Here is a 22,055-nt window from a genome sequence, read left to right on the forward strand (position 1 = left end):
TAAGTACTGGGGACATCGGTGAGTAACAAAACGCTTAGACATAAATTAGCATTTACGTGCATGGTTCCAGTAATGACACCAGGATTTATCTTTTACACTTTGATAAACGGACACTATGAAAAAGTCTTTATTTTGATCTTAATATTATTGAGCGGCCTTTATTATTTTAGGCTATATTTTAATACTTTTAAGAAGTCAGATGGATTTATTGCAAGACTAATCTGGTCATTTATCATACTCACTTCATCAATGATTGTATTGAGTTTTTCACCTGAGGCAGACAATGCGTTTGCTGGCGCGGCACTATTTTTAGTTTTGCCATCCATTTTTATCTCTGCCTCCATGCTCACCAGTAGTAAGGCAGCACGCAAAGTTGTGATGTACAGTAAAGGTACGTTATAACAAAAAATTGAAGACGGATGTTCCCGAGGAGCGCGGGCCCACCGCTTAATTTGGTGTTAGGTTTATTCAAGGTAATCTGGTGTATCGAATTCTTTTAGCGTGTTCTTTTCTGGTATGTTCCTACTTTTCTATAGGGGCGTATTTGTTATACGCACAAATGCCACGCTATTTATTTCCAAATATTGTTTTAACTTCTAAAACTGAGGAGCTACATAAATTTGAGCTTTACGACTCATTAAAAAATGGATTACTTGTTCGTGAGTATGGGCAATCTGAAGAGCAGTGTATTATATTTTTCCCAGGACGACACGGTGGTGTAAAAAAATACGAAGAAACCCTTTTTAAAGCATTCCAAAACAATAACTTCAAGGTGTTTTCTATCTCGTACTCTGGACAAGATGGCGCTATAGGTCAAGTTGATAATATTGCATCATTAATAAAATTAACTACTGATGAAATGAGATCTATTTCATTAAATTGTCCACTAGAAAAAACTATTATTTATGGCCGCTCTTTGGGAGCAACTGTTGCAGTGTACTCTGTAGGCAAAACAAAAGTGGCGGGGGTAATTCTAGAGGGGGTTGCTCCGTCATTATCGATTGCAGTTAATAACTACTTAAATTCAAAGTGGTATTTAAGCCCGCTGACAATATTGCCAATCGAGATCTTGCTTCCAAAAAACTATGACTTAAACGATCCTCTTTCAAAATTAATAGCAACACCTGTTAGCATTTTTCAAGGCGCTAAAGATTCACAGACACCTTTAAGTCAACTTAAACAAAGTTGGAGTTATGGTAATAATGTATCGCTACATGTAGTTAAAACAGGCGAGCATTCAAATACATATATACAAGCAACAAACGAAATTGTTAAGGTAGCAAAAAATATGTTGGTGCAACCATAAACCTAACAAGAAAATAAACAAGGGCAAAAAACAGCTGGTTTTTGCTCGTGCTTCGCTAATTTTAACCAGCTATTTTATTGCCTCTGAATGAGGCGTTATTTTTATTTCAAGTTCAGAGCGTTAATGGAATATTTATGCCAATAAAAAAGTGGATTGTTCAATACGCAATAGCTCTACCAATTATTTTTGTTCTGCTAACTGGTGTTCAATACTTAAAAGGTAGAAGTCTAGAATACTCTATTGAATTCGGTATATCGTGGGCATTGGTGTCGGTAACTATTTTTGCTCTTAGGCGTTTTTACAATTATCGCAAAAACATTAATTGTGCTGTATGTAATGATTTATCTAATAACAACCAAGATCCTAATAGTAAGTAAAAATAACAAGTGACTAAGGTTATGAGCGTCCGTTCATGGCACATTAATGCCCTTGGAATTGAGCTTGAAACTGTTTCTAAACGTTTGAACTAGCAAGGAGCTTATTTAAGTTAAAAAATGACAAAATTCACATATTATAAAAATTTATCTTTATCAGTTATTTCCATCGCATTAGGCCTAGCCATCGGGTTTGTAAATCTAAATCAGCTTAATAGTGGCTTTCCTTTTAAAAGTGACCTTGTAGAAAAAAGTGGTCTTGTTGATTGGGCTCAAGCACATGATTATGGAATACGCTTCGGATTTGTTAATGATCCAATGAATTTTAATTACCCGTCAAAATCAAATGGGCAAGGCATTGTTGAAGAGTCTCTTTTGAAATCAAAAGATCAGCTTGTTACTATTTTATTTGAGGCTTCTGATACGCATTCGCCAATCTACTCTTCGAAGATATATCATAATTTTTTTGAGTTAAAAGTGAATGGACTGCTTGTTCGTTCTTATGAAAAATCTGAACAAGCTTGGAAGTCAGACAACAAGTTGACACCTTTTATTGTTGCTCTATTTTTGATTGGAGGAACATATATTTGGCGCAAAACAAAAAAAGAGTACAAATATACTCGATATTAAAGCACAGCTAACTCTCACATCATCAGGCCAGAGGGCTCAAATATTGACTTCAAAAATCACGATTCATCAATGTCTGCTCCAGGCACTCAACCGACGTTTGTTATTAGCACATACTTTCCCCGTATTTACTCTGACTGTAATTTGATGTTTTCAAATTTTTTGTTTTATTAAAAGCTACCCTTGCTCCTTTAAGTAGGTCAAAATCTCACGTTGCTCAACAATCTCACCTTCTGTGTAGTATCAATTGGTTAATATATCTTACTTTGCTTGTTAGTTGAGTTTCGTCTGGTACAATCAGTCAGTTATTCGTGTAAGCGAAACGTTGTAGATTAATTCGAGTGGGAATTGGATGAGAATTTTTAAAGCGAAAAGCCCAGCAGGATTTGCTGAAGAATACATAGTTGAGTCTATTTGGAATGGCGATTTCCCTCCAGGTTCAATTCTACCAGCTGAGAGAGAGCTCTCTGAGTTAATTGGCGTAACAAGAACTACATTACGCGAAGTGTTACAGCGTTTAGCGCGAGACGGTTGGCTAACTATTCAGCATGGTAAACCAACAAAGGTGAATAATTTTTGGGAAACGTCGGGCTTAAATATATTAGAAACGTTAGCACGTTTAGATGAAGATAAAATGCCTGAGCTGACAGATCAGTTGTTGTCTGCGCGTACTAATATAAGTGCTATTTATACCCGAGCTGCGATTAAGCTTAATCCTGAACGTGTAATTGAAATTTTATCATTAAGCCACGAGCTCGAAGATACTGCACAAGCATTTGCTGATTATGACTATAAAGTGCATCACGAATTAGCTGTTGCAGGTAATAACCGAATATATGTATTAATTCTTAATGGTTTTAGAGGGTTTTATTCCAAAATTGGTTGCCACTATTTCTCAGATCCGGGTACCCGCGAGCTTGCCCGTCAGTTTTATAAAGATTTAACAATTTTGGCGCAAAATAAAGAGCACGATGGTGCTATTTCGATGATGCGTAAATATGGTCATCAAACGGGTGAGATTTGGCAAAAAATCCGTGGCGATATGCCCTCAGATATAATGGACTAAAACCCAAGTTAAAAGCCGCATTATTTATGCGGTTTTTTTATAGGTACTTTAAAAGTCATAGAGGGCTTAATGCAATTGTTCACATCTCGTTTAAGTATGCGACAAATCACAGATGCTGACTGGACTCTGTTCTTACAGCTTCACCGAGAACCGGATGTACTTTTGCATTGTTTTGATATGCCCAAAGAGGTCTTTGTGAGGCAACGTTTTGAACAGCGTTTACCTCCATGGAACTCAAATTCTCGTCATCCGCTATGTTTAGCAGTTATAAATAATGAAACGCAGCAAGTTTTAGGTGTTACAGGCTTTACCTATGATGGTATATGTGCGGAGTTAGGATACTTATTTTTACCCGCATATTTTGGAAATGGCTATGCCACTGAGTCATTGAGAGCTGTTATTGAATGGGCATGGAAAGAGTGTGGCATTACGCAATATAAAGGTGTTGTTAAACGTGGTAATAAAGGCTCCGAGAACGTGCTTAGTAAGTGCGCACTCACCCACACTGATACAATTAGTCAAGTACATACCATTGCAAACAAGTTATATGATGATCTGATTTATACACTTAAGCTTTAGTCCTATTTATTGGGCTAGAAAGCTAGCCCAAATATAAATAGGCGCACTAACTATAAGTGTTGCTCTATTGTTTTTCGGTCTTTTTCAGGCATATTTTCTACGACTAAATTAAACGAATTATCAATCATACGTTCAATTTCGCCCTGAGGAATAGAGCCGTCTAGAATAACAGTATTCCATAAACGTTTATTCATATGATAGCCTGGAACGACCGCAGGAAAAATGTCGCGTAACGATAATGCTTCATCAGGGTCGCATTTTAAGTTAAGCCACCAAATATTTTCTCCATCATCATTTGTTTCACCATCATTGCCAATGGCAAGAGTAGCAAACATTTTGTGATTTACTTTATAAACATCAACCTCTTGAGCAAACGGTTTTGTAACCTGAACAAGTGGTTTTTTAACTAAATACTCATGTACTTTTATTTGGTCCATGATCCATTCCTTGAAGTCATACTCGGTATAGTTAGAATAGCAGTTTTTTACACATTTGATTATATGTATTTTAGTCTAAATTTTAATTTTATAAGTTAATACAACGTATAACGAGGTTTTAAGTAACTTTCTTGTTGAACAAAGTCCAGTTCGTGGTATGTTTCTGACAATCAAAAAAATAATAGGAATTTCTACATGCCAAAGGCGAGTGATGTTAAAAAAGGTACTGCCATTGATTTTAATGGTCGCGTTTTAGTTGTAAAAGATATTGTGAGATCAGTTCCACAAGGCCGTGCTGGTGGTAGTTTATACCGTATGCGTTTATATGATGTAGTAACTGGTGGTAAAGTAGACGAAACATTTAAAGACAGCGACATGCTAACACTTGCTGATTTAACGCGACGTGAAGTAATGCTTTCTTACGTAGATGGTGACGAGTATGTATTCATGGATAATGAAGATTACACGCCATACAATTTAAACAAAGAGGCCATTAGCGAAGAGATTCAGTTTGTTAACGAAGAAACACAAGGTGTTCACGTTATTGTAATTGATGGTGCACCCGTAGGGCTGGACTTACCGTCAAGTGTTGAACTTGTTGTTGAAGAAACAGACCCGTCTATTAAAGGTGCGTCTGCGAGTGCTCGTTCAAAACCAGCACGTATGTCTACAGGTTTAAATATTTCTGTACCAGAGCATATCTCAACAGGTGATCGCATCCGTATTAATACGGTTGAACATAAATTTATGGGTCGTGCTGAAAAGTAAGTCATAAATTATAACTTTAAAAGCCGAGCTAAGGTTTTACTGGTTCGGCTTTTTTGTATGCCTGTGGTTTGTTGCTTTAGATTTAATCAAAAAAACGCTAAAATAAATGCCTTATTTTTGAGCTGTTTTAAGGTGTAGATTTGTCTCTTGTTTTATTAAGCTGTGTATTTATAGCGATAATGTACTTGCAGGTTATAAAAAAAGGCATGCCAGTTAAGCGATGGCTTATTTTAGCTGGTTTGCTTGGCCCTGTGGCGTGGTGTTTGTTTAATCTACATTATCGTCGTGCTTTGGTGCGAAATGTGGGTGTAAATGCATGCATATGGCGTCCTTAATTTATTGACGTCACATTTTTATTATTTGTCCTAATTAAGCTGGGTGTTGCTTTACTTTGTTGTCGTTTTAAAAACTCAGTAAATTCATCTTTAGATAATGGCTTGGAGTAATAATAGCCTTGCACTGTTTCACAATTTAGCTTTTTAAGTATTTCAACTTGGTTAGCTTGCTCAACCCCTTCTGCAACTACGTGTAAATCAAGGTTGTGCGCAATGGTAACAATTGAGTCGACCATATTACGGCCACGTTCGTTTGTCATATCATCTATAAATGCTTTATCTACTTTTAATGTATTAAGAGGGAATTGCTTTAAATACGCTAAAGAAGAATAACCCGTACCAAAATCATCCATTGCTAAGTGAATACCTCGTGCACTTAACGAGCGCATAATTGCTATTGCTTCTTTGGGATCGTCCATTACTGTACCTTCGGTTATTTCTAGTTCCAAAAAGTATGAAGGTAATTCGTTTTTTTGTAAAATAACGTCAATACGAGAGGTTAAATCAGGAAGACTGAATTGTTTTGCTGATAAGTTAACGGCAACTCGGCCGCTAAATAATCCACTATCGAGCCATTTTTTTACATCTCTGCAGGCTTTGTTTAATACCACTTCGCCTATTTCTATTATTTGACCTGTTTCTTCAGCAATAGGGATAAATACACCCGGACTTATAATACCTTTTTTGGGGGTAATAAAGCGTACTAATGCTTCCATTCCCGTCAACTTTCCGGTGCGAATATTCATTTTTGGTTGGTAGTACACTTCAAAATGGTCTTCTTTTAGACCAAAACGCATAAGGTTTTCTATTTGTAGACGCTTAACAGCTTGGCGATTCATAGCGTCATTAAAAAACAGGTAGCTATTACCTTCTTTTTAGCATGATACATGGCTATATCAGCATTTTTTAACAATAACTCAGGTGTATTACCATCTTCAGGAAAGAGCACAATACCAACGCTTGAGGTAATTGCTAGTTCATGACCGGCCATCTTAAACGGTGTAGCAATAGCAGCTAAAAATTGCTTTGCCATACGTGTAATTAAATGAATGTCATTAGTGTCTGACATTACTAAAGCAAACTCATCGCCACCTAAGCGATAAAACACATCGTTTTCACGGGTTAGCTTGTTTAAACGCATAGCAAGTTTAGCAAGTAAACTATCGCCTAATTGATGTCCCAGTGAGTCGTTTATTTTTTTAAAGTTGTCTAAATCAAAAACGAGTAATGCATGGTGTGAGTGTTGTTTAACTAATTTGTGTAGATCAGTAAAAAATAAATTTCGATTAGGTAAGCTCGTTGTTCGGTCTCTATTTGATAAGTTATGTAATTGAGACTCTGCTTTTTTGCGCTCAGTTAAATCAGAATAAACAATAACATAGTTAGTTATCTGATTTTGATCATTCTTAATTTCATCAATTGATATTTCAATGGGAAGCAGTACACGTTTACTGTTACGCAGTTTTACCTCTTGCTGAATATGTTCGGTTTGTCGTACCACTTCGATTATGTTGTTTACATAAACGTTATCGTAGCCAGGAAGGCTGAAATCTTTTTTAAGGTATTGCTCACGTACACCCCCAAACAATGTTAAAAAACTAGGGTTTATATCAACTAGCTTAAAGTTTTTATCGTATATAGCTAGCGCATCAGTAAGTGATTCAACACATTTAGCGAATAAGTTTAAGCGTTCTTCAGTTGATTTTAACTGCGAGATGTCGCGTACTGTACCCGTCATTCGAAGTGGTAATAAGTTGGCATCTTTCTCAATTATTTTTCCACGGTCGAGTACCCAGTGCCAGCGACCAAATGTATCTTTAATTCGATAAGTCGCTTCAAAAAATACAGTTTGTTCGGCAAAGTGTTTTTTAAGCGAATGTTCGACATTTACTACATCATGCGGATGAATAAGGCTTTTATTAGGTGGGAAGCCGATTAAAGTAGTTGAATTCATCATATATTTATCATTAATACGAATGACTTCACCTGTTTTTATATTCCAATCCCAGAGAGTATCGCCGCTGCCTTCAACGGTGCTTTTTAAACGTTTTTCAGATAATCGCAGTTGGCGGCGTGAACGTCTTAATTTATAAATTACAAATAGCAGGTAGGGTAAAGCAAGCGCTATTACAGCGCTCGCTAAAATAAGGATAGTATCTGAATTGTAATTAAATGATAGCTCAAAAGCGTAAAGGCTAAATGAGCAGGCAATTAAGACAAGTGACAAGATTAGTTTTATTATTGTTATTTTTATCATTTTTTTTACTTCCAATATACAAATGATAATCTAAAACAAGCAAAACCAAGAGTCAAAGAGAATGCGAATAAACTGGCATATTTTGAGATTTATTCGCTTTAACTGAGCTTAATAGCTCATATCTTGGCCTGTCTTCATTAAAAAGTTCGAGTGCATATGTTTTTAGTTCTTTTAAAGTGAGTGCGTTTAATGCATTAAGTAGTCTTTGCTGCATATTAAATTCATGATCTCGGTTGCCAATAGCAAGCCATAACCGTTGGGAACGTAAACGCAGGTTTTTATCTTTTTCGGCAATATGAGTATTTAAACCATGCTTTTGTTGTTGCCAGTTTTCTTCATCTAATTCATCTATGTTATTTAAGTATTGATTAACAAAGCAGTTATGGCGATGTATTAAAGTTTTGGCATCAAATTTAGGTGATTGAATATAAAAAGCGATACCGGCACGTGTGTTAAATGGTGCATAACCAGCACCCACCAAATAACCCAGCTGTTGCGTTGTGCGTAATTCATTAAAGTAGTCTTGGTTCATTAAATGATTAAGTGCCATCATTTTTACTTTTTCGATTACGCTATCGGTTTGTGCTTGATAATAAATAACCATAGCATGATCATTGCTAGGTAACTCTAGCTCATACCGCGTTACCTTTTTAATTTCAAATAGCGGACGTCTTAAATCGTCTATTGTTGTTGCATGCTTCAAATGTGCAGCTACTTTTTTCTGAAATTTAACTGCATCACTTTCTTGCCAGTTACCATGCAAAAATGACTCAACGTGAAGCGCTTTAAAAAAGTCCTGTCTGAATTCATTAAATTGCTGAAAGCATGTGTTCTTTAATGCTGATGCGAGTTCATCTGGTTGTGGATTCCAAGGCATTACCTTTGCACCTAAAATACTAAATAACTCACTGACAGGTTTGTTTTGGTTGCTATTACGCCAATGTCTTACGAGTTGTTTTTTATACTCAGCAAAGCGTTTAGAACAGATATCAACATTAAATAATGCATCAAGAAGTTCATCAACTAATTCTAACTGGCTAGATGAAAGCCCTGCTGTATGAAGTGTTAAACCACCTTGGTGTGACGTTAAATGATAACTCAAACCTGCTAGTTCTGCAGGGTAAAATTGCTCGCCCACGCTATCCATAAATAAATCTGTAAATAAACGAGTTAAAGCCATGTGTTTTACATCTTTTACTGCAAAGTCTGAATCCATGGCTAAATAAAAATGACCTTTTGCCACTCTAAAGGTATTGTCTTGTTTAAACCAAAAATCAAAGCCTGGTTCTTTTACTAAAAGCCTTGGCTGTGTTTGTGGTTTGACTATATCAAATAGCACCACATCTTTAGTTAAATAGGGATTTGCAGTTGGTAATAACATATCCTTTAGAGGTTTGTTTATATCGCTTAGGGCATCAAGCCAGCTGGGTGATACTTTCTCAACTTTATAAGGTGTGTTGTACCATGCGGTTTTGTGTTCAGGCTCTACGTCAGGGTGTATCAATACAACCCGCATATTGTTTGGCGTTAACCACTGCATAGCCATATCATGAGTCGCTTTTTTAAAGCCCTCCATTAAATAGTCACCTTGCAAATAGTTACATTCGTCATAGTGTTGCATGTTTATACTTAAGTTACTGACCCAATCAATTAAGCGAGACTTTTCCTGGTTATCAAAAGCAATTTGTAATAGATTTTTTTTATCTTGATAAAGACGAGGTAACTTATCTGTATTTGCATTAATTAAACAGATGTATTCAAAAACCATTTCTATAATGTCTTCAAAGTACTCAATACCTTCATCGGTGAGTGCCATACTTATATTAAAATCTTTAAAATTACTGCCATTAATACCGCCGCCTGCGGAGAGTGCATTTATCCAGCCTTGGTCTTTTAAAATAGAATAAAGGGAACCCGCGCCTTCATAGCCTAGTAAATGGGCAATAAAGCTGACCGTTTTGTGGCGATAAAAATCATCAATATTAGGCATAGCAAAGCTAACGATGAGCTTTTGCATGTGTTTGTGCGGTTCAATATGCAGTATTTTTCCAATGTCTTGTTTGCGATACAGTGGCTCACTAATTTCTGGCTTTTTAAGATTTTTATTGCCTTTGATCTCGCTAAAGTACTTATTAGCCCAAATTTGCAGTGTATCAAGATCTTCATTGGCGCAAACAACCAAAGTCATCCTCTGAGCTTGATAATGGTTATTAAAAAAATCACGTAGCTCATCACTAATACAGCGCTCTCTATCTGCAAGTGTTTGTAAGTTACCCACTGAAAATTTAGCAAAAGGATGAGCAGGATTAACGGTTTCTTTATGGGCTTGATAAATACGGCGACCGTCATCTTTAATTTTTAATTTAAATTCGGCTTCAATCGCGTTTCGTTCTTTTTCTGTTTCAGCAGGGTTTAAAAGCGGTGCTATAAAAAAACGGCTAAATTGCGTTAGGGCTTCTTCAAACTCTTGATTATTTATGTCAAAAAAATAGCAAGTATGTTCTGTACCAGTCCATGCATTCGTATTGCCGCCAGCCTGTGATACAAAATTATTAAAGCTGCCAGAGCCTGGAAATTGGTCAGTGCCTAAAAAAAGCATGTGTTCTAAAAAGTGTGCTAAACCTTGTCTATCAAGAGGATCATCAAAATGACCCGCATTTACAGCCATAGATGCAGCCGCTTTTGTTGAATCTTTATCTTGCACAAGTAGTACTTTTAGACCATTGTCCAGTGTGAGGGTCCGATATGCTCTGTTATCATTGCGACTGATATTCAAATGATGCTCCTGAAACTAAACGTTTGCTTGTTAACAACAGATGATAACTTCAGGGCCGTGAGGTACAGCTAAAAAATTTACCTGAATATCATAAAAGAACTATTTTAGAAAAAAATAGATTTATGCTGTCAATATAGCGGACAAATGGGCAGACTGGCTACTGTTTTATATTCTTTAATCGGTTGATTTTTTATGAAAACAATCCTAATAATGCGCCACGGTGAAGCAACACCTATGCAGGCTGACGATGCTGCTAGAAACCTAACTAGGGTAGGGGGTGCAGAAGCAGAAAAAATGGGCATATGGCTTAGCAAAAATCATTTCCCCGATGCTTTGTTGGTTAGTCCTTACACTCGTGCACAGCAAACCGCACAAGGTGTAGCAAAAAATAATAATTTTAAATTTAGTGAAACCACCCACGATATCGTGCCTGAGGGCAAACCACAAATTGCTGTCGACTACTTAGAGGCCTTAATTGCCACACATCCTGAATGTAATTCTTGGCTTATCGTGGCGCACATGCCTATTGTTAGTTATTTGGTTGATCAATTAAGCCCGGGAAATATGCCGATTTTTAACACCGGTGCAGTTGCAGTAATTAACTATGATGAGCAAACTCAGCGTAGTCAATATATGAGTATAAACGCTCCTGAAAATGTATAACCTTAAATAAATATATAGAGAAAAAAGTATGGCGATCGAACGGCTTCAAACAGGTGCGCGTATGAGCCGCATTGTAAAACATAACGGTACAGTTTATCTATGCGGACAAGTATGTGCTGACGCTGAAAAAAATATTAAAGAGCAAACCCAAACTATGCTCGATAAGGTTGAAGTATTGCTTGATGAAGCAGGCAGCTCAAAAGAGCATATGCTAAGTGCCACTATATATATTAAATGTATGGATTATTTTGCTGATATGAACGCAGTATGGGATGCATGGGTACCCGAGGGGCATGCACCAGCGCGTGCTTGCGTAGAAGCTAAAATGGCACGCGATGCTCTACTTGTCGAAATCTCAGTCGTCGCTGCTTTAAAAGCGTAGTCGTGGTAACAGTGGCAAGTACTCGTCCTTTCGTTGCACTCATCACTGGCTCAAGCCGAGGTATAGGTGCTGCCACTGCATTATATTTTGCTAAGCAGGGTTATGATGTTTGCATTAATTATAAGTCTGATCTAGCAAGTGCGCAGTTAGTTGCAAGTGAGGTGGAAAGTTTTGGTGTTAGAGCTCAAATTGTAAAAGCAGATGTGTCACAAGAGGCTGATGTTTTAGCTTTATTTACCCACATAGATAAGGAATTTGGACAGCTTAATGTATTGGTAAATAATGCCGGTATTTTAAAACCACAAATGCCTTTGTTAGATATGAGTGCTGAGCGCATAAATGCGGTTTTGACCACAAATATTACCAGTGCTTTTTTATGTAGCCGTGAGGCAGTAAAGCGCATGGTAAATGGTGGCAGTATTGTTAATGTTTCATCCGGGGCGGCTAAAACAGGTTCTCCCAACGAATACATAGACTATGCTGCATCTAAAGGAGCTATGGACACATTTACTATTGGCTTAGCAAAGGAAGTGGCAAGTAAAGGTATTCGTGTTAACTCTGTTCGACCTGCGCTTATTTACACTGATATGCATGGCGATGGCGGTGAAAAAAATCGAGTCGATCGTCTTAAAAACAAACTTCCTCTTGGCAGAGGCGGAACACCCGAAGAAGTTGCTGCAGCCATTTACTTTTTAGCTTCAGAGCAGGCTTCTTTTACAACGGCTAGTTTTATTGATGTAGCCGGGGGTTTGTAAGCTAAAGTAATACAGCTAGCCAAAACGTAAAACTAATGACACTTAAGATAGTAGACAACACCACAGCACCCGCTAATGTTGCTTCATGTTGCTTTATTTGACTCGCAATAAGGTAGGCATTTACACCAACAGGAGACGCACTTAAAAGTACCAATACGTTAAGTATTTGCGTGTCTAGTTTAAAGACATAAGTACCTACCAATAGCACTAATGCCGGTAATAAAGTTATTTTTAAAAAAGAGGCAATTAAGGCTGGTTGCCAATTTGCAGCTATTTTATAAAACGCTAAATTTGCACCAAGAACAAACAGCGCACAGGCAATTGCGGGTTTAGCTAATAGCTCTAAACTATTTGCTAAGTCAGTGAGCAGCGTTACTCCTGATATGTTTAGTATAAGCCCACAGCCAATGCTCAGTACTATGGGGTTTAATACCATGCTTTTTCCAAAATGCGACCACGAAAACTTATCGATACTGCCTTTAGCGCCGATTAAAAATGTAAGTGCAAATAACAATGTGCTATGAAATGTAATGATCATAAACGCAATTGCAATCATTTCTTTTCCTAATGACGCAATAACGATAGGAATACCCACAAGCACCATGTTGGAATAGCTAGAAGCAAGACCGAATACACTGTGTTGCTGGTAATTTTTTAAATGTTTTTTATTTAAATAAAAGCGGTCAATTAAAATACCAATACCAAACACAGTCAGTACAGGTATGTAAAAGCTTAAAAATGCAAATAGGCTAATGCTTTGCTGCAAGTTAATTTGCGACATATTTAACAATAAAAAAGCAGGTAAACTAATATAAAAAGTAAACTTACTCAGGCCTGCAATGTGTTGTTGTTCAAAAAATTTCAACCTGCAGCAGCTATAACCAAGCGCAACAATAAAAATGAGTGGAAAAATAATTAGAAAAAATATGCACGTAGTTACATCCTAGTAATAGGTTAAATTAGCGTCTAAATTCATCGCTTTGTGGTAAGTTGATCAAAATAAGAACAGCGCCTCTACCACCATATTCAAGTGGCGCTTGGTGCATTGCTATTACATCGGGGTGTTGCACTAAATACTGTGGTACTTTGTGTTTTAGTATGCCGCCCCCAATACCATGTACTACACACGCACAATAATAATGCTGCTTTTTACATTCATGAATTAGCCCTGCGAGTTCATCTTTAGCTAGTTCTTTATTTAAACCATGTAGATCAAGCGTTAAATCGGGGGCGAAGTCACCACGACGAAGCTGTTTGGCTAAAAAACTATCTTGCCCTGGTTTTACATATTTAATCGTTCCGTGGGTGTCTATATCGGGAATATAAACGTCTGAGAAAAAAAATTCAGACTGTGCCTGCTTTTTTTGCTGGGCAAATTGCTTAGCTTGTGACACCTTAGGTTTTGTATCAAAACGATGAGTATCTTGTTTAAATACTTTAGCGCCTGTGATCGTTTGACGAAATAAGCTTATATCGTCATTGGTTAGGGACGAATGTGGTGAATTGTTTTTTTTCATAACTTTATACCTAAACAAAAAAACGTAAAAACGCAGCGCAAAAGGCGGTACAATACTTAAATGAGGGGCAATTGTAATTTGCCCAGCGCAGATAGGCAATGCAATCGTCTCAAAGACTCAAAACAGTCAGTAAGCTACTACAGGTAAAAATATATGAACGATTTACAAATAGAAGAAGCAACACTCGAAGAAGCCGTTGCAGAACTGTCAACTTTACATGACTGGTTACGTTGGACTACAAGCCAATTTGCAAGTAGTGGTATATTTTTTGGACATGGTACTGATAACGCATGGGATGAAGCGGTAAGTTTGCTCCTTCCTGCGCTTAGTTTACCTGTTGATGCACCAAAAGAATTAATGCATGCGCGTTTAACAAGCACAGAAAAAAACCTGCTATCAGGTCTTATTGCCGAACGTATTAACGACTGCACGCCAGTACCTTATTTAACAAACATAGCCTGGTTTGCTGGTATGCCGTTTTATGTGGATGAGCGCGTACTTATCCCTCGCTCCCCGTTTGCTGAGCTTATAACTAACCGTTTTACACCGTGGTTAGAGGAGCCTGAATCAGTTAACCGTATTTTAGATTTATGTACAGGCTCAGGTTGCATTGCAATAGCGCTTGCACAAGCATTCGAGCAAGCACAAGTTGATGCGGTAGATATATCGTATGAAGCACTTGAAGTAGCAGATATAAACATTAGCGATTACATGCTAAGCGAACGAGTACTGCCTATTCAATCAGATGTATTTAGTGGTGTACCTGGCCAAAAGTACGACCTTATAGTGGCAAACCCTCCTTATGTTGATGCAGAGGATATGGCTGATTTACCTCGCGAGTTTCACCATGAGCCAGAACTTGGGCTTGCATCAGGTCATGACGGCTTAGATGTAACACGTACCATTTTAAGTGAAGCAAGTGAGCATTTAACCGATAACGGTTTGTTATTTGTAGAGGTGGGGAATTCTATGGTACACATGGATGCACTTTACCCAGGCGCGCCATTTGAGTGGGTTGAATTTGAGCAAGGCGGCTTAGGTGTATTTGTAATTAGTAAAAAGCAGTTAGATGAGTATTTTACAAAATAAGTAAAAATAATGAATAGCCAAGCCAAGTGCTTGGCTATTGGTAGTCATTAGGAATGAGGAAAGTTAATGGCAGGTAATAGCATAGGGCAGTTATTTAAAGTGTCCACCTTTGGCGAGAGCCACGGCGTTGCATTAGGCGGCGTTGTTGATGGAACTCCCGCAGGTCTTGAAATAACAGAGGCCGACTTACAAATTGATTTAGATCGTCGTAAACCAGGGCAAAGCCGTTATACAACGCAGCGTCGAGAAGGCGATCAAATAAAAATATTAGCAGGCGTTTTTGAAGGTAAAACAACCGGTACTAGCATTGGTTTGTTGATTGAAAACACCGATCAGCGTTCACAAGACTACGGCAAAATTAAAGATGTATTTCGTCCAGGTCATGGTGATTACACGTATTGGCATAAATACGGTCTACGCGATTATCGCGGTGGAGGACGTTCATCTGCACGCGAAACCGCAATTCGTGTGGCGGCGGGCGCTATCGCTAAAAAATACTTAAAGCAATTTCATGGTATTGAAGTTAAAGCATGCTTAAGTCAACTTGGTCCTATTAAGGCGGAAACATTTGACTGGGATGAAGTTGAAAATAACTTATTCTTTTTCCCTGATGCAAGCAAGCTAGAAGCGCTTGACGAATATATGCGAGACCTTAAAAAGCAAGGTGATTCAGTGGGCGCTAAAGTAAAAGTAGTGGCAAGTAATGTACCTGTAGGATTGGGTGAGCCAGTATTTGACAGACTTGACGCTGAGCTTGCACACTCATTAATGAGTATTAATGCTGTAAAAGGTGTTGAAATTGGCGATGGATTTGATGTGGTTGAGCAAAAAGGCTCAGAACATCGCGATGAACTAACTCCTGAAGGATTTACATCAAACCATGCGGGTGGCGTACTTGCAGGTATTTCGACAGGGCAAGATATTATTGCTTCTATCGCGCTAAAGCCAACGTCGAGCATTACTATTCCAGGTAACAGTATTAATACAAGCAACGAAGCGGTAGAGATGATCACAAAAGGTCGTCATGATCCATGTGTAGGTATTCGTGCAATCCCGATTGCAGAGGCGATGATGGCTATTACATTAATGGATCATTTACTTCGTCAGCGCGGTCAAAATCCACATGTAAACCATGAACACGGCCCAATAAAAGGCTCTATTTAAATACTTATAGATACGTTAATCCACAGTGCGTTTAACTCATTTTGTATTTATGATAAACCTCGTATTTTCATGCGGGGTTTTTTTATTTCTCAAAGGCTGCGGTTACAATTTCTATGCCTAAACAAATAACGCACACTAAAATGGATTGGCTGAAGAAGTTAGTTATTCACGGTTATTTCTAATCTATATTGTAAAGTGAGAGCCTTCTTTAAATATAATGAAATTACTCTTTTGTGATATTTTTAGGTAAAAGGTCTAGCGCTTTTTCAATAGTTTAAGGAGCTTCAGACTCTGTTTTTATAATTAATTTAATAGAGTAAGGGAAAATTGTTGAACTTTAATTAGGTTATCCCCATATACTTGAGTAATGTTTAAAATAAATGAAGTGCGAAGAGAAACTATAATGACGCTTGAGAGAACCGACCGAGTTGAAATCCCAGTCCTAGCACTGCGCGATGTAGTGGTATACCCGCACATGGTGATCCCGCTTTTTGTAGGCCGTGAAAAATCAATAAAATGCCTAGAAGCGGCAATGGACAAAGACAAACAAATTTTCTTGGTTGCACAAAAAGATGCAACTGTAGATGAACCAGAACAAGATGATATTTATCGTATTGGCACTATTGCTACGGTACTTCAGTTATTAAAATTACCAGACGGTACAGTAAAGGTATTAGTTGAGGGTACGCAACGTGCTCAAATTGAAGAGTTTGTAGATAATGATGACTTCTTTGTAGCTAATGCTCAGTTTATTGAATCTGATTTAATTGATGAGCAAGAGCAAGATGTATTCATCCGTAGCGCTATTAGTCAGTTTGAAGGTTATGTAAAACTAAATAAAAAAATCCCACCTGAAGTATTAACGTCAGTGTCTGGAATTGATGAGCCTGCGCGCCTTGCCGATACAATGGCTGCGCACATGCCATTAAAAGTACCTGAAAAACAAAAAGTGTTAGAAATTTCAAGTGTTACAGAGCGTCTTGAATATTTAATGGCATTGATGGAAGGCGAAATAGATCTATTGCAAGTTGAGAAAAAAATCCGTACGCGCGTTAAAAAGCAGATGGAAAAGTCTCAGCGCGAGTATTACCTCAACGAGCAAATGAAAGCCATTCAAAAAGAACTCGGTGAGCTTGATGATGTACCTGATGAATTTGAAGCACTTAAAAAGCGCATTGAAGAATCGGGCATGCCAACAGAAGCACAAGAAAAAGCAACCACAGAGCTTAATAAGCTTAAAATGATGTCGCCAATGTCAGCTGAAGCGACTGTAGTGCGTTCATACATAGATACGTTAATTAATGTGCCTTGGAAAAAACGCTCTAAAGTGAAAAAAGACTTAGCGGGCGCGCAAAAAATTCTAGATAGTGACCACCATGGTTTAGATAAAGTAAAAGAGCGTATTTTAGAGTACCTTGCGGTACAACAGCGAACTAATAAGCTCAAAGGCCCAATTTTATGTTTAGTGGGGCCACCAGGTGTTGGTAAAACATCACTTGGACAATCTATTGCGCGTTCAACTGGTCGCAAATATGTGCGTATGGCACTGGGCGGCGTACGTGATGAAGCTGAAATCCGTGGCCACCGTCGTACATATATCGGTTCAATGCCAGGTAAGTTAATTCAAAATATGACTAAAGTGGGCGTTAAAAATCCACTGTTTTTGTTAGATGAAATCGACAAAATGTCATCTGATATGCGTGGCGACCCAGCGTCAGCATTATTAGAAGTACTCGACCCTGAGCAAAACAGTCATTTTGCTGATCATTACTTAGAAGTTGATTACGATTTATCTGATGTAATGTTTGTTGCGACATCAAATAGTTTTAATATTCCAGGCCCATTATTGGATCGTATGGAAGTAATTCGCCTATCGGGTTATACCGAAGACGAAAAGTTAAATATTGCAAAAGAGCACTTAATAACCAAGCAAGTAAAGCGTAATGGCTTAAAAGAACATGAGATTGAAATTGATGATAGTGCGATCATCGGTATTATTCGTTACTACACACGTGAGGCGGGCGTGCGTAATCTTGAGCGCGAAATTTCAAAACTATGCCGTAAAGCAGTTAAAAATATCTTAATTGAAAAAGACACTAAAACAGTGACTATCAATCAAGATAATCTTGAGGACTTCTTGGGTGTTCAACGCTTTGATTACGGTAAAGCTGAAGATGGCGACCGTATTGGTCAAGTTACAGGCCTTGCATGGACAGAAGTGGGTGGGGATTTACTAACAATTGAGTGCGCAGCAGTACCAGGTAAAGGTAAACTTACTTATACAGGTTCATTGGGCGATGTAATGCAAGAGTCGATTCAAGCGGCAATGACCGTTGTCCGTAATCGAGCTGAAGCATTTCGGATTAATAGTGACTTTTATGAAAAACGTGATATTCACGTACACGTACCAGAGGGCGCAACACCAAAAGATGGTCCAAGTGCAGGTGCTGCAATGGTAACGGGTCTTGTATCTAGCTTAACGGGTAATCCTGTTCGTGCTGATGTTGCAATGACTGGTGAAATTACGCTACGTGGCGAAGTGCTTCCTATCGGTGGCTTAAAAGAGAAATTATTAGCAGCGCATCGCGGTGGAATTAAAACGGTAATCATTCCAAAAATTAACGAACGTGACTTAAAAGAGATACCTGATAACGTGCTGGCAGGTCTTGATATTCACCCAGTTACATGGATTGACGAGGTGTTAAAACTCGCTTTGGTGCATCCTGTTGATACTTTTTCAGTCGAAACACCAAAAAAGCAGTAAAAAACTTAAAAAAAGTGCTTTTTAGGGCTTTTCAAATCTAAACGGTATGATAAGTTAAGCACTGGTTTTCAAGCCTAGCCCGCACAGGGCCTAGGCTTAAGAAAAATATAATTATGTGAGCATAATAAGTTTGCTCTAAAATTTCAAAAAAAGTGATGTTAGTTTAAAAAACCATCGCTCTTGATAATAACAATGAAAGAGGATGATATTGTGAATAAATCTCAATTAATCGATCAAATCGCAGCTGATGCTGACATTTCTAAAGCGGCTGCAGGTCGTGCACTAGATTCATTCATCGAATCTGTAACTGGCGCGTTAAAAGAAGGCGACTCAGTTGCACTTGTTGGTTTTGGTACTTTTTCGGTACGTGAGCGTGCTGCACGTTCAGGCCGTAACCCGCAAACTGGTGAAACTATTCAAATTGCTGCTGCCACTATCCCAGCTTTTAAAGCCGGTAAAGCGCTTAAAGATGCAGTAAACTAATCACTGTTTTAAACACATTAGTTATGGCGAGTGTAAAGTTACTTATTCACCACAACAGATGAATTAAGTAACTTTACCGCCAGTTACTTCAAGTGAAAAAGCGTATCTGGTAAGATACGCTTTTTTTACATGTGACAAGGTAAAATACCTTGATCAAAAAGAGATAAACAAATGCTTGAGAAAATCAGAGAAGGTTCGCAAGGACCTGTAGCCAAAATAATTTTAGGCGCGGTGATTTTATCTTTTGCCTTAGCTGGGATCGGTAGTTACCTAGGTCAAACCACAGAACAACCCGTTGCTGAAGTAAATGGAATTAAAATTAGTCAAACCGATTTCAACCGTGCTTATCAAAACGAACGTAGTCGTTTAGAGCAACAGTTTGGTGAATACTTTACACAAATTGCGGCTGATCCAAATTACATGGCACAAATTCGTCAAGGTGTAGTTGACCGCTTAGTACAACAAGAATTGCAATCACAGCTAGCGGCTGATTTAGGCCTTCGCGTAAGCGACGAAAGTGTACGTAAAACAATTTTAGAGCTACCGTACTTTCAAATTGGTGAAAAGTTTAATAACGATCGTTACTTGCAAGTAATTCGTCAAATGAACTTTCAACCAGATGCTTTTCGTGAATACTTACGTAAAGATATGACACGTAGTCAGGTTGTATCAGCTGTTGCAGGTACAGACTTTGCCCTAGAGAGCGAGCTCAAAAGCGCAATTGCTCTACAGCAGCAAACTCGTAGTATTGATTACCTAGTTGTAAACAAAGAAGCACTTGCAATAAACGTTGAAGTGTCAGAGCGAGAAGTATCTGATTACTACGAGTTAAACGCATCACAATTTTTATCTCCAGAGCTTATCTCAGTAAGTTATATAGAGCTTAAAGCACAAGATATAAATGTTGAATCGGTAACCGAGGATGACGTTAAAGCGTATTACGATCAAAACAAAGCACAATACGTTGAGCCAGAAAAACGTCGCGTATCACATATCTTAATTGATAACAGTGAAGACGATGATGCAGCAAAAGAGAAAGCTAATGCACTTCATGTACAACTAGAGCAAGGTGCAGACTTTGCTGAGTTAGCACAATCATCATCTGACGATATCGTTAGTGGCGAAATGGGCGGCGATCTTGAATGGATTGAACGTGACGTAATGGACCCTGCATTTGAAGACGCGACTTTCGCACTTCAAAACAAAGGTGATATTTCTGAGGTTGTTGCTTCTGAGTTTGGTTATCACATAATTAAACTTACAGACATTCAACCACAACAAGTTAAAGCGTATGACGATGTTAAAGCTGACTTACGTGCTGAATTAGAACAAGCTGAAAAAGTAGATGCATTTTACGAAAAGCAAACTGAAATGGGTGCACTTGCATTTGAAATTTCAGACCGCTTAGATGATGCTGCAGAAGTTGCTGAAGTGGAAGTTAAATCTACACCTCTTTTAGCACTCAATGCTCTACCAGAGCCGTTAAACAGCCCTGCAGTTGTAACAGCACTAACATCAGTTGATTTACTTGAAGATAAAGTAAACTCTGAAGTTATTGAGCTTGGTGAGGAGCATGCAATTATTGTTCGTATTAACGAGCATAAACCTGCAGCGACTAAACCACTAGATGAAGTAAGCGAGCAAATTAAAGCGCGTTTAGTTAATGAAAAATCATCTGAGCTTGCTAAAGAAAAAGCGCGTAGCTTATTTGCAGAAGTACAAGCAGGTAAGAGCTTAAACGATGTAGCAAACGAGCAAAGCTTAACGGTTCGCCAAGAAGCGCAGTTAACACGTCAAAGTTACACTGTGTCACCTGCTATAGTGACTCAAGCATTTAAGATGGCTCACCCAGCAGGCTCTGCAGTATTTGAGCTCGTTAATTTAAATAATGGTGATGCAGCAATTGTAGCGCTTAAGTCGGTAACAGATGCACAAGTTGCAGCTAACATTGATCCTCAAGCAAAACAAAGCATTACTATGGCGCAAGCTAATAAAAACTACATGGTATTTATTGAAGCGCTTAAGGCAAATGCTGAGCTTAACTTACCAACGACTGCACAACCAGTTGAGTAATTAATTTTAGCTCATAAAGAAAGGCGCTTTTAAAGCGCCTTTTTTATTGTCTTGAATAAAGTAGGTATAATACCAATTCGCTTAATTAAGCATTATTGCGGATTGGTATTAATTACCTCTGGCAATAAACTCAATCCGATTGCCGCTAGGCTCTCTTATCATCATATGCTGGGTTGGGCCCCTACCTAAATTTTCGGGTGCAAACTCTATAATAATATTATTTTGCATTTTTAAGTGTTCATGTAGCTCGCTTAACCTTTTGATACTTTCAACACTGAGTGCTAAATGGTGTAAGCCCACATTTTCTGCTCGATTAAACTCTACACGTTTTGCATCGTTTTTCACGCGCCATAATGTAATGGTTATTTTATTGTTTGATAAAAAATAAGCAGGATAGTCTGGGTCATTTCCTAGCGTTTTAAAGCCAAGTACATCAGTAAAAAATGCTTTGGATGCATCTAAGTTTGATACGGTTAACCCTAAATGATCAACGCCACCAACCCAATTTTTAATCTTTTTTGGTGTATCAGCAACAGCTGAAGCTGACAGAAGGAGTAAGGGGGAAAGGCTAAGTAATAACTTTTGTTTAAGCATGAGATCTCTTGTTAATTAAATACACTTAACAAGAAGACCCATCTAA

21 protein-coding genes and 1 pseudogene are annotated in these 22,055 nt (G+C 38.1%); 15 read left to right on the forward strand and 7 right to left on the reverse strand.

From position 1 onward, the window contains the following. Nucleotides 1-161: 161 nt before the first annotated feature. A complete protein-coding gene (locus tag P20652_RS20390; RefSeq protein WP_008168534.1) occupies nucleotides 162-326 on the reverse strand; it encodes a hypothetical protein in 165 nt (54 codons plus the stop codon). Nucleotides 327-544: 218 nt separating this feature from the next. Here P20652_RS20390 and P20652_RS09845 point away from each other — a divergent pair, with 218 nt between their 5' ends. The 5 genes from P20652_RS09845 (at nucleotide 545) to P20652_RS18025 (ending at nucleotide 3,952) form a co-directional block, all read left to right on the forward strand. Continuing rightward, entirely contained in the window at nucleotides 545-1,306 is a 762-nt protein-coding gene (locus tag P20652_RS09845; protein WP_008168536.1) for an alpha/beta hydrolase, read from the forward strand. Between the two features lie 134 nt (nucleotides 1,307-1,440). Further along, complete coding sequence (locus tag P20652_RS09840) at nucleotides 1,441-1,683, forward strand: hypothetical protein (RefSeq protein ID WP_008168538.1); 243 nt, start codon at nucleotides 1,441-1,443, stop codon at nucleotides 1,681-1,683. A 117-nt stretch (nucleotides 1,684-1,800) separates the two neighbouring features. Further along, nucleotides 1,801-2,310, forward strand: a complete 510-nt coding sequence (locus P20652_RS09835) for a hypothetical protein (RefSeq protein ID WP_008168540.1) — start codon at nucleotides 1,801-1,803, stop codon at nucleotides 2,308-2,310. 349 nt (nucleotides 2,311-2,659) lie between these two features. Further along, nucleotides 2,660-3,373, forward strand: coding sequence for a fatty acid metabolism transcriptional regulator FadR (fadR, locus tag P20652_RS09830; protein ID WP_008168542.1), 714 nt, complete (start codon nucleotides 2,660-2,662; stop codon nucleotides 3,371-3,373). A gap of 69 nt (nucleotides 3,374-3,442) precedes the next feature. After that, complete coding sequence (locus P20652_RS18025; RefSeq protein ID WP_033017435.1) at nucleotides 3,443-3,952, forward strand: GNAT family N-acetyltransferase; 510 nt, start codon at nucleotides 3,443-3,445, stop codon at nucleotides 3,950-3,952. Nucleotides 3,953-4,002: 50 nt separating this feature from the next. On the opposite strand, the gene P20652_RS09825 is transcribed toward P20652_RS18025, so the two are convergent. After that, nucleotides 4,003-4,389 (reverse strand): MmcQ/YjbR family DNA-binding protein, encoded by a 387-nt coding sequence (locus P20652_RS09825; RefSeq protein ID WP_008168545.1) that lies wholly within the window; start codon nucleotides 4,387-4,389, stop codon nucleotides 4,003-4,005. A gap of 195 nt (nucleotides 4,390-4,584) precedes the next feature. Here P20652_RS09825 and yeiP point away from each other — a divergent pair, with 195 nt between their 5' ends. Both yeiP and P20652_RS21455 read left to right on the forward strand, forming a co-directional pair. Then, a complete protein-coding gene (yeiP, locus tag P20652_RS09820; protein ID WP_008168547.1) occupies nucleotides 4,585-5,157 on the forward strand; it encodes an elongation factor P-like protein YeiP in 573 nt (190 codons plus the stop codon). Between the two features lie 140 nt (nucleotides 5,158-5,297). Beyond that, on the forward strand, nucleotides 5,298-5,492 hold the full coding sequence (locus P20652_RS21455) for a hypothetical protein (RefSeq protein WP_008168549.1): 195 nt from the start codon (nucleotides 5,298-5,300) through the stop codon (nucleotides 5,490-5,492). Here the strand turns inward: P20652_RS21455 and P20652_RS18030 are convergent. Beyond that, nucleotides 5,489-7,749, reverse strand: a pseudogene (locus P20652_RS18030) (EAL domain-containing protein). The gene P20652_RS21455 and the pseudogene P20652_RS18030 overlap by 4 nt on opposite strands. Before the next feature lie 52 nt (nucleotides 7,750-7,801). Next, nucleotides 7,802-10,525 (reverse strand): insulinase family protein, encoded by a 2,724-nt coding sequence (locus tag P20652_RS09810; RefSeq protein ID WP_033017438.1) that lies wholly within the window; start codon nucleotides 10,523-10,525, stop codon nucleotides 7,802-7,804. A gap of 192 nt (nucleotides 10,526-10,717) precedes the next feature. On the opposite strand from P20652_RS09810, the gene sixA reads away from it, so the two are divergent. The 3 genes from sixA to P20652_RS09795 are packed head-to-tail and all read left to right on the forward strand — an operon-like array spanning nucleotide 10,718 to nucleotide 12,325. Then, nucleotides 10,718-11,188, forward strand: a complete 471-nt coding sequence (gene sixA, locus P20652_RS09805) for a phosphohistidine phosphatase SixA (RefSeq protein ID WP_008168556.1) — start codon at nucleotides 10,718-10,720, stop codon at nucleotides 11,186-11,188. Nucleotides 11,189-11,216: 28 nt separating this feature from the next. Continuing rightward, complete coding sequence (locus P20652_RS09800; protein ID WP_033017439.1) at nucleotides 11,217-11,570, forward strand: RidA family protein; 354 nt, start codon at nucleotides 11,217-11,219, stop codon at nucleotides 11,568-11,570. A gap of 2 nt (nucleotides 11,571-11,572) precedes the next feature. After that, on the forward strand, nucleotides 11,573-12,325 hold the full coding sequence (locus P20652_RS09795) for an SDR family oxidoreductase (protein WP_008168560.1): 753 nt from the start codon (nucleotides 11,573-11,575) through the stop codon (nucleotides 12,323-12,325). A 1-nt stretch (nucleotide 12,326) separates the two neighbouring features. Here the strand turns inward: P20652_RS09795 and P20652_RS09790 are convergent, their stop codons facing one another. Beyond that, a complete protein-coding gene (locus tag P20652_RS09790) occupies nucleotides 12,327-13,253 on the reverse strand; it encodes an AEC family transporter (protein ID WP_033017440.1) in 927 nt (308 codons plus the stop codon). Between the two features lie 31 nt (nucleotides 13,254-13,284). Beyond that, complete coding sequence (gene smrB / locus P20652_RS09785) at nucleotides 13,285-13,842, reverse strand: endonuclease SmrB (protein WP_008168564.1); 558 nt, start codon at nucleotides 13,840-13,842, stop codon at nucleotides 13,285-13,287. 153 nt (nucleotides 13,843-13,995) lie between these two features. On the opposite strand from smrB, the gene prmB reads away from it, so the two are divergent. The 5 genes from prmB to P20652_RS09760 all read left to right on the forward strand — a co-directional run bounded on the left by prmB (nucleotide 13,996) and on the right by P20652_RS09760 (nucleotide 21,415). Next, nucleotides 13,996-14,931 (forward strand): 50S ribosomal protein L3 N(5)-glutamine methyltransferase, encoded by a 936-nt coding sequence (prmB, locus tag P20652_RS09780; RefSeq protein ID WP_008168566.1) that lies wholly within the window; start codon nucleotides 13,996-13,998, stop codon nucleotides 14,929-14,931. Nucleotides 14,932-14,997: 66 nt separating this feature from the next. After that, nucleotides 14,998-16,095, forward strand: coding sequence for a chorismate synthase (gene aroC, locus P20652_RS09775; protein WP_008168568.1), 1,098 nt, complete (start codon nucleotides 14,998-15,000; stop codon nucleotides 16,093-16,095). Between the two features lie 403 nt (nucleotides 16,096-16,498). Next, complete coding sequence (gene lon / locus P20652_RS09770) at nucleotides 16,499-18,859, forward strand: endopeptidase La (RefSeq protein WP_008168570.1); 2,361 nt, start codon at nucleotides 16,499-16,501, stop codon at nucleotides 18,857-18,859. Nucleotides 18,860-19,051: 192 nt separating this feature from the next. Then, nucleotides 19,052-19,342 (forward strand): nucleoid-associated protein HU-beta, encoded by a 291-nt coding sequence (gene hupB / locus P20652_RS09765; RefSeq protein WP_158307895.1) that lies wholly within the window; start codon nucleotides 19,052-19,054, stop codon nucleotides 19,340-19,342. Nucleotides 19,343-19,513: 171 nt separating this feature from the next. Beyond that, nucleotides 19,514-21,415, forward strand: coding sequence for a SurA N-terminal domain-containing protein (locus P20652_RS09760; RefSeq protein WP_008168574.1), 1,902 nt, complete (start codon nucleotides 19,514-19,516; stop codon nucleotides 21,413-21,415). A 108-nt stretch (nucleotides 21,416-21,523) separates the two neighbouring features. Here P20652_RS09760 and P20652_RS09755 read toward each other — a convergent pair whose 3' ends face one another. Next, entirely contained in the window at nucleotides 21,524-22,009 is a 486-nt protein-coding gene (locus tag P20652_RS09755) for a VOC family protein (RefSeq protein ID WP_008168576.1), read from the reverse strand. Nucleotides 22,010-22,055 lie beyond the last annotated feature (46 nt).

Source organism: Pseudoalteromonas sp. BSi20652 (genome assembly GCF_000239855.1).
GTDB lineage: Bacteria > Pseudomonadota > Gammaproteobacteria > Enterobacterales > Alteromonadaceae > Pseudoalteromonas.

What these genes read in the sequence shown, in the direction of transcription:
- hupB (WP_158307895.1), top strand. Translation starts at nt 19,052, where the DNA reads ATGAAAGAGGATGATATTGTGAATAAATCTCAATTAATCGATCAAATC.
- P20652_RS09825 (WP_008168545.1), bottom strand. Translation starts at nt 4,389, where the DNA reads ATGGACCAAATAAAAGTACATGAGTATTTAGTTAAAAAACCACTTGTT.
- P20652_RS09835 (WP_008168540.1), top strand. Translation starts at nt 1,801, where the DNA reads ATGACAAAATTCACATATTATAAAAATTTATCTTTATCAGTTATTTCC.
- aroC (WP_008168568.1), top strand. Translation starts at nt 14,998, where the DNA reads ATGGCAGGTAATAGCATAGGGCAGTTATTTAAAGTGTCCACCTTTGGC.
- P20652_RS09755 (WP_008168576.1), bottom strand. Translation starts at nt 22,009, where the DNA reads ATGCTTAAACAAAAGTTATTACTTAGCCTTTCCCCCTTACTCCTTCTG.
- lon (WP_008168570.1), top strand. Translation starts at nt 16,499, where the DNA reads ATGACGCTTGAGAGAACCGACCGAGTTGAAATCCCAGTCCTAGCACTG.
- P20652_RS09760 (WP_008168574.1), top strand. Translation starts at nt 19,514, where the DNA reads ATGCTTGAGAAAATCAGAGAAGGTTCGCAAGGACCTGTAGCCAAAATA.
- P20652_RS09840 (WP_008168538.1), top strand. Translation starts at nt 1,441, where the DNA reads ATGCCAATAAAAAAGTGGATTGTTCAATACGCAATAGCTCTACCAATT.
- smrB (WP_008168564.1), bottom strand. Translation starts at nt 13,842, where the DNA reads ATGAAAAAAAACAATTCACCACATTCGTCCCTAACCAATGACGATATA.
- P20652_RS20390 (WP_008168534.1), bottom strand. Translation starts at nt 326, where the DNA reads ATGGATGGCAAAACTAAAAATAGTGCCGCGCCAGCAAACGCATTGTCT.
- yeiP (WP_008168547.1), top strand. Translation starts at nt 4,585, where the DNA reads ATGCCAAAGGCGAGTGATGTTAAAAAAGGTACTGCCATTGATTTTAAT.
- fadR (WP_008168542.1), top strand. Translation starts at nt 2,660, where the DNA reads ATGAGAATTTTTAAAGCGAAAAGCCCAGCAGGATTTGCTGAAGAATAC.
- P20652_RS18025 (WP_033017435.1), top strand. Translation starts at nt 3,443, where the DNA reads ATGCAATTGTTCACATCTCGTTTAAGTATGCGACAAATCACAGATGCT.
- sixA (WP_008168556.1), top strand. Translation starts at nt 10,718, where the DNA reads ATGAAAACAATCCTAATAATGCGCCACGGTGAAGCAACACCTATGCAG.
- prmB (WP_008168566.1), top strand. Translation starts at nt 13,996, where the DNA reads ATGAACGATTTACAAATAGAAGAAGCAACACTCGAAGAAGCCGTTGCA.
- P20652_RS09800 (WP_033017439.1), top strand. Translation starts at nt 11,217, where the DNA reads ATGGCGATCGAACGGCTTCAAACAGGTGCGCGTATGAGCCGCATTGTA.